Annotated in this window: 12 protein-coding genes; 8 read left to right on the top strand and 4 right to left on the bottom strand. The window is 60.5% G+C overall.

Features of this window, described 5'->3' with window-relative positions:
- Positions 1-83 precede the first annotated feature (83 nt).
- The 4 genes from B0D71_RS21715 (at position 84) to B0D71_RS21700 (ending at position 4,421) form a co-directional block, all read left to right on the top strand.
- Positions 84-2,000, top strand: a complete 1,917-nt coding sequence (locus B0D71_RS21715) for a sigma-54-dependent Fis family transcriptional regulator (protein WP_103396560.1) — start codon at positions 84-86, stop codon at positions 1,998-2,000.
- A gap of 165 nt (positions 2,001-2,165) precedes the next feature.
- Positions 2,166-3,515, top strand: a complete 1,350-nt coding sequence (mpl, locus tag B0D71_RS21710) for a UDP-N-acetylmuramate:L-alanyl-gamma-D-glutamyl-meso-diaminopimelate ligase (protein ID WP_103396559.1) — start codon at positions 2,166-2,168, stop codon at positions 3,513-3,515.
- On the top strand, positions 3,512-4,144 hold the full coding sequence (ubiX, locus tag B0D71_RS21705) for a flavin prenyltransferase UbiX (RefSeq protein ID WP_103396558.1): 633 nt from the start codon (positions 3,512-3,514) through the stop codon (positions 4,142-4,144). The genes mpl and ubiX overlap by 4 nt, the downstream gene beginning before the upstream one ends.
- Positions 4,137-4,421: a YceK/YidQ family lipoprotein gene (locus tag B0D71_RS21700; RefSeq protein WP_103396557.1), complete on the top strand. Its 285-nt coding sequence runs from the start codon at positions 4,137-4,139 to the stop codon at positions 4,419-4,421. The genes ubiX and B0D71_RS21700 overlap by 8 nt, the downstream gene beginning before the upstream one ends.
- A 162-nt stretch (positions 4,422-4,583) precedes the next feature.
- On the opposite strand, the gene B0D71_RS21695 is transcribed toward B0D71_RS21700, so the two are convergent.
- The 3 genes from B0D71_RS21695 to B0D71_RS21685 form a co-directional block, all read right to left on the bottom strand.
- Positions 4,584-5,225, bottom strand: a complete 642-nt coding sequence (locus B0D71_RS21695) for an oxidoreductase (protein ID WP_103396556.1) — start codon at positions 5,223-5,225, stop codon at positions 4,584-4,586.
- A 27-nt stretch (positions 5,226-5,252) separates the two neighbouring features.
- Positions 5,253-6,971, bottom strand: a complete 1,719-nt coding sequence (locus tag B0D71_RS21690; protein ID WP_103396555.1) for a C13 family peptidase — start codon at positions 6,969-6,971, stop codon at positions 5,253-5,255.
- Between the two features lie 114 nt (positions 6,972-7,085).
- Positions 7,086-7,541, bottom strand: coding sequence for a MaoC family dehydratase (locus tag B0D71_RS21685; protein WP_008001099.1), 456 nt, complete (start codon positions 7,539-7,541; stop codon positions 7,086-7,088).
- A gap of 193 nt (positions 7,542-7,734) precedes the next feature.
- Here B0D71_RS21685 and B0D71_RS21680 point away from each other — a divergent pair, with 193 nt between their 5' ends.
- The 4 genes from B0D71_RS21680 (at position 7,735) to B0D71_RS31505 (ending at position 9,692) form a co-directional block, all read left to right on the top strand.
- Positions 7,735-8,097: a CidA/LrgA family protein gene (locus tag B0D71_RS21680; RefSeq protein WP_056728878.1), complete on the top strand. Its 363-nt coding sequence runs from the start codon at positions 7,735-7,737 to the stop codon at positions 8,095-8,097.
- Entirely contained in the window at positions 8,094-8,810 is a 717-nt protein-coding gene (locus B0D71_RS21675; protein WP_103396554.1) for an LrgB family protein, read from the top strand. The genes B0D71_RS21680 and B0D71_RS21675 overlap by 4 nt, the downstream gene beginning before the upstream one ends.
- Before the next feature lie 10 nt (positions 8,811-8,820).
- Positions 8,821-9,411, top strand: coding sequence for an LON peptidase substrate-binding domain-containing protein (locus B0D71_RS21670; protein WP_103396553.1), 591 nt, complete (start codon positions 8,821-8,823; stop codon positions 9,409-9,411).
- A 113-nt stretch (positions 9,412-9,524) separates the two neighbouring features.
- Positions 9,525-9,692, top strand: coding sequence for a hypothetical protein (locus tag B0D71_RS31505; protein WP_165798744.1), 168 nt, complete (start codon positions 9,525-9,527; stop codon positions 9,690-9,692).
- Positions 9,693-9,891: 199 nt separating this feature from the next.
- Here the strand turns inward: B0D71_RS31505 and B0D71_RS21665 are convergent, their stop codons facing one another.
- Positions 9,892-11,208: a bifunctional DedA family/phosphatase PAP2 family protein gene (locus tag B0D71_RS21665; protein WP_103396552.1), complete on the bottom strand. Its 1,317-nt coding sequence runs from the start codon at positions 11,206-11,208 to the stop codon at positions 9,892-9,894.
- Positions 11,209-11,225 lie beyond the last annotated feature (17 nt).

Here is an 11,225-nt window from a genome sequence, read left to right as displayed (position 1 = left end):
GGCATTGCAATGCGGGCCCGGCTGGAGGATGCTCGGCATCACCTCATGCACGGGACGCCGAGCCCCGCGGAGAATAATAAGAAATGCACGACAACCATTTGAGTCGCCATGCCCAGCAGGTTCTGACCGTTACTCAGGGCAAAGCCCACCTGCAGGGTCCCGGCAGTGATCCGTCCATCGCCCGATCCTGGCTGCGCTGCCTTGAGGATTATCACCTCGATCCGGCCCTGAGCATCGCGCCGACGGTGCTGGAACATGGCCGCGTCCTCGAAAGCCGCGAACGTTTGCAGCAAGTGCTGCACATCGCCGGCAATGAAATGACCAGCCTGCATCAACAACTCTCCGGCGCCGGCCATGCGGTATTGCTGACCGACGCCCGCGGCGTGATCCTCAATTGCGTCACCGCGCCCGCCGAACGACAGATTTTCGAGCGCGCCGGCCTTTGGCTCGGTGCCGACTGGAGCGAGGCCTGCGAAGGCACCAATGGCATCGGCACCTGCCTGGTGGAACGTCAATCGCTGACCATCCATCAGGACGAACACTTTCGTGGCCGCCACACTGGCCTGACCTGCTCGGCGAGCCCGGTCTTCGACCCCCATGGCGAATTGCTGGCGGTGCTCGACGTGTCGTCGGCGCGGCGCGATGTGTCGCGGCAAAGCCAGTTCCACACCATGGCGCTGGTCAATCTGTCGGCGAAGATGATCGAGAGTTGCTACTTCCTGCGCTGCTTCGACAATCAATGGTTGCTGCGTTTTCACTTGCAGGCCGAGTCCGTTGGTTTTTTCAGCGAAGGGTTGCTGGCGTTCGACGGAGAAGGGCGCATTTGCGCGGTCAATCAGAGTGCGTTGAACCTGCTGGGACATATTCGCGGCGGGTTGCTGGGTAAACCGGTGGAAGCGTTTTTCGATTGCTCGCTCGATGAATTGCTGGGGCGGGCAAGCATCAATGCCGAGGCCAGTTGGCCGTTGCGCACCCGTGATGGTCGCAAGCTGTTCGCGGTGTTGCGCGGTGAGGCGCGGCGACCACTATCGATTCCGATGGTGCCTGCTCCCAAGGTTGCATCAGCGCCGCGGCTGTCGGGCATTTGCCTGGATGATGTGACGTTGCAGGCGGACTTCCGCAAGGCCTTGCGCGTCTATGAGCGCGACGTGCCGTTGCTGATCAACGGCGAAACCGGGTCCGGCAAGGAGGCCTTTGCCAAAGCGGTGCATCACGCCAGCCAGCGGGCGGAAAACGCCTTCGTTGCCCTCAATTGCGCAGCCATTCCCGAGAGCCTGATCGAAAGCGAGTTGTTCGGTTATCGCGGTGGCAGCTTCACCGGCGCACGCAAGGAAGGCATGCGTGGCAAGTTGCAACAGGCCGACGGCGGGACGTTGTTCCTCGATGAAATCGGTGACATGCCACTGGCCCTGCAGACGCGATTGCTGAGGGTGCTGGAGGACCGGCAGGTGGTGCCGATCGGTGGCGAGCCGGAAGCGGTTAACGTGCGGATCATCAGCGCCACCCACCGTAATTTGCTGGATCGCGTGCAGGACGGCAGCTTCCGCGAGGATTTGTATTACCGCCTCAACGGGCTGGAAGTCGCGCTGCCGGCTTTGCGCGATCGCAGTGATAAATCGCAGTTGCTCGACTTTTTACTGGCCGAAGAGGCGGGCGCAGAAACGGTGTTGATCGACGGGCCGGCACGCGAGGCTTTGTTGGGATTTGCCTGGCCAGGCAACGTACGCCAGTTGCGAAATGTGCTGCGAACGCTGGCAGCACTGTGTGAGGACGGGCAAATTGGTCTGGAGGACTTGCCGGCGATGATTCGTTCGGCCAGGCCGGCAGTGGCGCAGGCTATCGACGTGCCATCGGAGCATCCGCTGGAAGATGCCGAGCGGCTGGCGTTGCTCAGTACGCTGGAGCAGACGCGGTGGCATATGACACATACGGCGGAGCAGTTGGGGGTCAGTCGAAATACCCTTTACAGGAAGCTGCGCAAGCACGGGATTGCCCGGTAATTTCTACGTCGACCTGTAGGAGCCGGCTTGTCGGCGATGGCGGTCTGGCGATTGTCTTCGCCGGCAAGCCGGCTCCTACAGGTTCTGCGCTGAGCGCCATTGAAACATCAGGTGCGATTTTCCCCTCCCTAAGCTAACCTGCGACCAAGTTTTACGAGGTCGACTATGCACATTCATATTCTTGGTATCTGCGGCACTTTCATGGGGTCAATGGCAGTTCTGGCCAAAGAACTGGGCCATCACGTGACGGGCTCCGATGCCAACGTCTATCCGCCGATGAGCACTCAACTGCAAGCCCAGGGCATCGAGCTGACACAGGGCTATGACCCGGCGCAACTCGACCCGGCCCCCGATCTGGTGGTGATCGGCAACGCCATGTCCCGGGGCAATCCGGCGGTGGAGTACGTGCTGAACAAAGGCCTGCCTTACGTTTCCGGCCCGCAATGGCTGGCTGATCACGTGCTGCAAGGTCGCTGGGTACTGGCCGTTGCCGGTACGCATGGTAAGACCACCACCAGCAGCATGCTGGCCTGGGTCCTGGAGCACGCGGGCATGGCCCCGGGCTTCCTGATCGGCGGCGTGCCGCAAAATTTCTCGGTGTCGGCGCGCTTGGGCGATACGCCGTTCTTCGTCATCGAAGCCGACGAGTACGACAGTGCGTTCTTCGACAAGCGTTCCAAGTTCGTACATTACCGCCCGCGCACGGCAATCCTGAACAACCTCGAATTCGATCACGCGGACATTTTTCCGGACCTGCCGGCGATCGAGCGACAGTTCCACCATCTGGTGCGGACCATCCCGAGCGAAGGCCTGGTGATTCATCCAACCACTGAGCCGGCCTTGCAGCGCGTCATCGAAATGGGTTGCTGGACCCCAGTACAAACCACCGGTGCCGGCGGTCAGTGGCAGGTCAAGTTGCTCAGTGATGATGGCTCGAAGTTCGAAGTGATGTTCGAAGGCATCGCCCAGGGTGTGGTCGAGTGGGACATGACGGGTCAGCACAACGTCGCCAATGCCCTGGCGACCTTGGCCGCTGCACGCCACGTCGGTGTGGTGCCGTCCATGGGCATCGCCGCGTTGAGCGCTTTCAAAAGCGTGAAGCGCCGGATGGAGAAAGTCGCGGAAGTTCGTGGCATCACCATTTATGACGACTTCGCTCACCACCCGACCGCCATTGCCACCACGCTGGATGGTCTGCGCAAACGCATTGGCGATGCCCCGCTGATCGCAATCATCGAGCCGCGCTCCAACTCCATGAAGCTCGGCGCGCACCGCGACGGTTTGCCGGAAAGCGTGGTCGATGCCGATCAGGTGATCTGGTATGCACCCGCCAACCTCGGCTGGGACCTGGCGGGGACTGCGGCGTTGTGCACTGTGCCGTCGATTGTCAGCGATTCCCTTGAGGGCATCATCGAGCGCGTGAAGAGCCAGGCCCAACCCGGCACTCACGTGGTGATCATGAGCAATGGCGGCTTCGGCGGCCTGCACGGCAAACTGGCCGAGGCGCTCAAATGAACAACGGCCCGGACCGCATCACCTTGGCGATGACCGGCGCTTCAGGCGCCCAGTACGGCTTGCGCCTGCTCGACTGCCTGGTGCGGGACGATCGTGAAGTGCACTTCCTGATTTCCAGGGCTGCGCAGTTGGTGATGGCTACTGAAACTGACGTCACGCTGCCGCCCAAGCCGCAGATGATGCAGGCGTTCCTCACTGAATACACGGGCGCTGCCGCCGGGCAGATTCGGGTCTACGGCAAGGAAGACTGGATGTCGCCGGTGGCTTCGGGCTCCGGCGCGCCAGCGGCGATGGTGGTGGTGCCGTGCTCTACTGGCACGTTGTCGGCCATCGCTACCGGCGCCTGCAACAACTTGATCGAGCGTGCCGCCGACGTGACACTCAAAGAGCGTCGCCAGCTGATTGTGGTGCCTCGCGAGGCGCCGTATTCGAGCATTCACCTGGAGCACATGCTCAAGTTGTCGAACATGGGCGTGACAATCTTGCCGGCATCACCGGGCTTTTATCATCAGCCGCAAACCATCGACGACATGATCGATTTTGTCGTCGCACGGATTCTCAACCTGCTGAATATTCCTCAGGACATGCTCCCGCGTTGGGGCGAGCATCATCTGACCAGCGATGAATAAGCTGCTGGTGTTAGTGCTGGCGCTGCAATTGGCCGGGTGCGCGACGGTACGCACTCTTGATGCGGCCAAGCCGGGTGCGCCAGTGGTGTATTCGGGGACTCGCCTGGATTTGTATGCGATGAACGGCGGGTGCTGTGCCAAGGATCGTTTCGGTGCCGAAGCGCCGAGCTACCCAGGCGTAGATCTGCCGGCGAGTGCGTTGCTCGACACGCTGTTGTTGCCGTTGTCATTGCTGACGGTGATTGGGGTGAGTTTTCAGGCGACGGGCGGGTTGTAGGTGTAGTGCGCTTTTTGTGGCGAGGGGGCTTGTCGGAACGCCGCACCGCCCCGTTCGGCTGCGCAGCAGTCGTAATCCGGTGCGACTCAGTGTTACTGAACAAACGAAGAGGGCGGTTTCGCGACCCAACGGGGGCAAGCCCCCTCGCCACAGGTCCGCGGTTTACTTGCCCAACTTCCTCAGCTCATCCGACTCGACAATCCTGACCCCATCCTGCTCTTCCAGCGCCAGACGCCACATCGCGCGGGCCAGTTGGCACGCTTCGATGCCGTGGTATTTGCCAGGGATCAGCCGAGACAACGGCCCGGCGACTTTCTCGCCCAGTCGCGGTTCGGTGCGTTCGCCCAGTAACAGTGAAGGCCGGCAGATGGTCAACTGCGGCCAGTCCTGTGCGCGCAATGCGTGCTCCATTTCGCCTTTGACCCGGTTGTAGAAAATCGAGGATCTCCGATCGGCTCCCAGAGCACTGATCACGATCAAATGCCGTGCGCCCATTTCCCGGGCACGTTTGGCGAATGCCACCACCATGTCCAGATCCACCGCGCGAAATGCCTGTTCGGAGCCTGCCTGTTTGATCGTGGTGCCAAGGCAGCAATAGGCGATATCGACTCGCCCGTTCAGTTGTGGCAGGAACGTCGTCGGGTCGCCGACCGGATTTTCCAGGTGCGGATGTTCGGCCAGTGGCCGGCGTGAGGGGGCCAAAACCCGGGTAATCGTTGGCTCGTTAAGCAAGCGATCAAGCAGATGTTCACCCGTCAAACCGGTGGCTCCGGCGAGCAGCACATGCTGAGGCGTCAAGTACATAGTGTTTCTCCCTTGATACTGTTCAGCTTAGTTGCTGTTTGCGTCCTTGCTTTGCATAGATGCACTTTGCAGTGCCTTTCGTGCCTGTTGTTTGCGCAGTAGTTGCCAATGCGAGAGGACGGTTTTCGGTGCCCAGATCTGAGGTTCGGACGCTTCGAAACCGTCCGCCAGCTCACGCTCGGCGACAGTGGCCTTGGCCAGTTTGAAAGCCTGCTCCAGGTCATCGGTCTGGTTCAGGGCCTGGACGAACAGGGCGTCGCCGAAGTAGGTGAAGTTGGCTTCCTCCGAGCAGCCGAAGGACACCCGGTCGGCCCGTGAGGCCGTCATGATCAGGGTTCGTTCGTCCTTGAGGGCGGGGATGAAACCGCCGGAGTAGCAAGACGAGATCACGATGACCTTGTCGCGGTTTTTCAGCGGGGCGAGAACCGCGGCCAATTCGTCTGCTGGCAGATCGGCCAGTTCCATGCGCGGCTGGTCCAGCACCAGTTCGTGTTCGCTGGTGCCATGACTGGTCAGGTAGATGAAGATCAGGTCTTCCGGACCGCTGCGTTCGGCCAGCGTCAGGACGGCGCGGCGCAGGTTTTCCCGGGTAGCCATCGGGCGGTCGGCGAGGTGGTCACGATGGTTCACCAGGCGGATCTGGCCAAAGGCGCCGAAACGGGTGGATAGCATATTGGCGACGTAGTCGGACTCGCGAAGAAACACGCTTTGCTTGCCATCACCGCCCAGGGTCAACGAATACAACTCCACCGCCGGGGTCGAGGGCGGAATGTTGGTCAGCGCTGCATCGAGCAGGCGCCCCTGTGCCAGCAAGCCGAGCTCCAATGTGTCTGGCAACAATTTGCCCTCGGCGTCGCGCACGCGCTGGCCGTTGATCCAGGTGCCGCTGAGGACGGTGCCGTCGGTCAACACCAGCGTGCCGCGGCCCTGGTAACTGTCGTTGTCGAACTGGCCGGTGTAAAAACTGCCGTCGGCCAGGTTCAGCCGGCCCTGCCCGGAAAAGCGCCAGTCGTTGAACTGGCCGATGTAGTGGCTGCCGTCGGTGCCGATCAGCTCGCCCTTGCCGTTCAGCGAACCTTCCTTGAACTGGCCCAGCCAGACATCGCCATCCGAGTTTTCGTAGCGGCCCTTGCCGTGCAGTTGGTTGTTCTTGAAGCTGCCGACATAGATGTCGCCTTCGGCGCTGTTGAACGTGCCGTTTCCCTCCAGCTGGCCGTCGACGAAGTGTCCGGTGAACTGATTGCCGTTGCCGTCGCCGCGCTGGCCTTCGCCATTGGGTTTGCCGTGGGCGAACTGGCCCTGATAGGAGCTACCGTCTTCGAGTTCGAGGCGACCCAGGCCGGCGTATTGATCGGCCTTGAACTCGCCGCGATAGCTCATGCCGTTTTCTTTGAGAGTGCCTTCGCCGTTGCGCCGGCCAGCCTTGAAGCCGCCGCTGTAGCTGTTGCCGTTGGTGGTCAGCGCGCCTTGGCCGTCGAACAGTCCCTGATTGAACTGCCCGCGATAGACTTCGCCGTTGCTGCCATGCCATTCGCCCTGGCCCTGCCACTGGCCCTTGTCGAATTCGCCGGCGTACCAGCTGCCGTTCGGGTAGTCGATGCGCCCTTTGCCTTGCAGCAAGCCATTGACCAGGTCACCGCGATAACGTCCGCCGTCCGGCAGGCGTGCATCGGGGGGCAAAAGCGATTCGCCGTCGCCGCAAGCGGTGAGCATCAGGGTCAAGGCAATGAGTGCAAGTGGGCGCATAGCGGATTCCGGGCAATTAGGCGAGGGAGTATGCCGCAGCTATGTGTCCTTATATAGGGCGAGGTACCGCAAGAAGGCGCGAAACAGCAGGAGCTGCTTCGCATCCGGGAAGGGTTATACGAAGCACAGGGACAGGGGTTCGGCGATGTACGCCGGTTTGTCCGAACCTTCGATTTCCAGGGTGGTGGTAGCCTTGAGCAGCCATTGACCAGGTTTTTTCTCGATGACTTCGGTCAGGTCGACCTTCAGCCGCACCCGCGAATTGACCTTGACCGGTTGAATGAAACGCACGCTGTCGAGGCCGTAGTTGACCACCATTTTCAAGCCTTCGGGCATGACGAGGATGTCTTCCATCAATTTCGGGATCAGTGACAACGACAGAAAACCGTGAGCGATAGTGCTGCCAAATGGCGTTTGCGCGGCCTTGACCGGGTCGACGTGGATGAACTGAAAGTCCCCTGTGGCTTCGGCGAACAGGTTGATGCGGTCCTGATCGATGGTGAGCCATTCGGAACGTCCAAGTTCCTTGCCGACATAATCTTTGAGCTCTGCAACTGGAACATAGGGCATTGAGACTCTCCTTGGGTTCATCGGTTTTATAGTTTTGAGTTGGGGGGATTTGACCTCCCGGCTTACCACTTTAGATCAACATGGCCAAACGCTCAGGTCAACTGACCATGCTTTTGGCGAATGCCGGTCTATAGCATGAGCATGCTTATAATGCTTGGCCAATGCGGGTGACGGATATTGCGGGAGATCTTTGATGTTGTTACGGGGGCTGACGTGGCTGGTGCTGTTCCAATTGCTCGGCACTGCGATCAATCATTTGTTTTTGCCGGTGCTGCCGGGGCCGATTGTGGGGTTGCTGCTGTTGCTGGTGTACCTCATCTGTCGCGGACAGGTCGGCGAGCCGCTGAACCTGGCTGCCAGCAGCCTGTTGCGCTACCTGCCACTGTTGCTGGTGCCTCCAGCCGTGGGCGTGATGGTCTATGCCGCTGACATTGCGGCGGATTTCTGGGCGATTGTCGGTGCGCTGGTGTTGTCGCTCCTGCTTTCAATGGCCTTCGCCGGGGTGCTGATGCAGCGCATGGTCAAGCGCCACGCTCACTCCGAGGACAACCAATGATCTTCGACTGGCACGGCGCCTGGGCGTCGGTGATTCACCATCCGTTGTTCGGTATTGGCATTACCCTTGGCGCCTATCAACTCGTTCTTGCGGCATTCGAGAAAACCCGCTGGATCTTTTTGCAGCCGGTGCTTGTCTCCATGATGCTGGTGATCGGCGTGCTGGTGGGCTGCGGCCTGACCTACGCCGAGTACCGCAAGAGCACCGAGATCCTTAGCATCCTGCTCGGGCCGGCCACTGTCGCGCTGGCGGTGCCGCTCTATCTCAACCTGCGACGGATTCGGCAGTTGTTCTGGCCGATATTTACTACGCTGGTGATAGGTGGGGTGGTGGCCACGGGGATGGGCGTGCTGCTGGGCTGGTCGTTCGGTGCCGAGCACATGATTCTGATGACCATGGCGCCGAAGTCGGTTACTTCGCCGATCGCCATGCTGGTGGCCGAGCAGATCGGCGGGGTCGCGGCGCTGGCAGCGGTGTTTGTCTTGATTACCGGCGTGATCGGGGCGATTTTTGGTCCGGCCCTTTTGACCCGTCTCGGCGTGCATAGCCCGGAAGCCAGGGGCATGGCACTGGGTATGACGGCTCACGCGGTCGGTACGTCGGTGGCGTTGCAGGAAAGTGAAGAGTGCGGCGCCTTCGCGGCGCTGGCGATGAGCCTGATGGGTGTGGCCACGGCGGTTTTCCTGCCGCTGGCGGTGTCGATGGTGGTGTAAGGAAATGTCTATGAGTCTGCCGCTTTTTCCGTTGAACACAGTGCTGTTCCCAGGTTGCATCCTCGACTTGCAGATCTTCGAAGCGCGCTATCTGGACATGATCGGCCGCTGCATGAAGCAGGGCGGTGGTTTCGGCGTGGTATGCATCCTCGAGGGTGAAGAGGTCGGGATCGCTCCGGCCGGCTACGCGCTGGTGGGCTGTGAAGCGCTGATCACCGATTTCAAGCAACAGGACAACGGTCTGCTGGGGATTCGGGTTCAGGGCGGGCGGCGTTTCCATGTATTACGAACGCAAGTCCAGCGCGATCAGTTGACTGTCGCCGAGGTCGAGTGGCTGGAAGACGAACCGGAACAGCCACTGCAGGATGAGGATGCCGACCTGGTGGCATTGCTCAAGGCCTTGGCGGAGCACCCGATGGTCGAAGCGTTGAACATGGGCACTGAGGCGACCGGGCAACAATCGCTGGCCAATCAGTTGGCGTACCTGCTGCCTTTTGCCGAAGTAGACAAGATCGACTTGCTTCAACTTGATGATCCGCAACAACGACTGGATGCGATCCAGGCGTTGTTGGATGAGTTGCAGGGAGAGTTGTTTGCCTGAGCAGCATTCGGCAAAACATCGGCTGGTTTGCCAGCATTGCTGAGAATCTGTGGATTATTTAATTTGTGGCCGTCCACATGACGTGGGCGAATTCATTAGAAGGATTTAACGCAATGACTATCTATTTACACGAACGCTCTGCCTGGGAAGCCGCTGCGGCAGGCTACCTGCTGAAACATGCCAGTCTTAATAGTTCTTTTGAAGGCACCGCTGAAATTGCCTGCCAGTTGGCTGATGCATTGATTGTGGAAATGCGTAAGCGTCAGTGGAGCTCCCACTAAGTCCCTGAGACTGAAGCCCTCGACTGATGAGTCGGGGGCTTTTGTGGGGCGAATCAATGTGCAACCACTCACCAGATACGCCTACCGCAACACCAAGACCCCAAACAATTCCACGAGCGCCGGCAACACCAGCCACCAGACTTTTGGCGGCAGGGCGTTGGGCGGTTCCTTGCCGCCGAGCGCTGCGACCTTTTAATCTTTAATACGCATACCGCAACATCGTATGCGGCAAATGGCGCAACACAAAGAAACCGAACAATGCCAGCAACGCCGGCAACACCAGCCACCAGACCCTGGGTGGCAAGGCGTTGAGCGGTTCCTTGCGCTGGATTAGCCACAGGCTGGCCGCACAGACACAGGCCGCCAGCATCGCGCCGGCCATGACATCGGTCGGCCAATGCGCGCCGAGGTATACCCGCGATAGCGCAATAGCCATCGCTGGCAGGCAGCCCACCAATAGCCAGGTCAGACGCATCCGCGGCGGCTGTCCGCGGCCCGCCAGTACGGCGAGGGTCAGGAACAGTGCAAAAGAACCCGACGCGTGGCCGCTAGGCATGCTGTAGCTGGTCAGCGGATCGCTCAGCACTTCGGGGCGCACGCGGGCAAAGAACTGTTTGGTCGCGGTGTTCGCCAATGCGGTGAAGAGCAGTGTGCTTGCGGCGAAAATCGCCGGGCGCCATTGACGCATCAGCAGCAGCAAACCGGTCAGTAGTGTGCTGAACAACAGCATGTTGCGGAATTCGCCGATCAGCGTGAAGACCACCGCCACCTCATCGAGCATCGGGCTGCGATGTTCCTGGACCAGGGTCATCAAACCTTGATCAAGGGCGCTCAGGTACGGATAGCCGATGAACAACCCCGCCAGAAGGAGAAAGCTCATGCCGGCGATTATCGATGTAGCCCGGCGATGCTGGCGCAGGCTACTGGTGGCGCTCAGTCCGACCATCACGGCAATACTGCCGGCAACGATTCCTGCCTCAAGCCAGAAGCCTTCGGGTAGCGGCAAGCGAATCGCCGCGCCGGTAGCCCAGCCGGGCAACAGGTAGGCCACCGACCACCCCGCACCGGCCAGCAGACTGACCGCGATGAACCGTGGGAAAGGCATGTCGCACATGCCAGCGACCATCGGCAGCATCGGCCGCAATGGCCCGATAAATCGCCCGACCAGCAGGCTGGCGATGCCATAACGCTGGAAATAGGCCTCGGCCCCGGCAATCCATTCCGGGTGATGGCGCAAACCGGGCAGGCGCCGGATGTTCTGATGAAAGTGCCGTCCAAGGAAATACGAAACCACGTCGCCCAACACACCGGCGAGGAAGCCCAGCAGCAAGGTTTCACTGAGCGGCAACGCACCGCTGCCGGCCAGTACCGCAACGGTAAACAGCAAAACCGTGCCGGGGACGATCAGGCCGGCAATCGCCAGGCATTCGACAAAAGCCACCAGAAATATTGCCGCCGCCAGCCATTGCGGGTTGACCGTCAACCAGCCGGTCACGCTATCGAGCCATTGGCCCATAAAAACCACTCCATCTA

Origin of the sequence: Pseudomonas laurylsulfativorans (assembly GCF_002906155.1) — a bacterium.
In the GTDB taxonomy this organism is placed as follows: domain Bacteria; phylum Pseudomonadota; class Gammaproteobacteria; order Pseudomonadales; family Pseudomonadaceae; genus Aquipseudomonas; species Aquipseudomonas laurylsulfativorans.
This window is presented reverse-complemented; position numbering and strand designations above follow the sequence as displayed.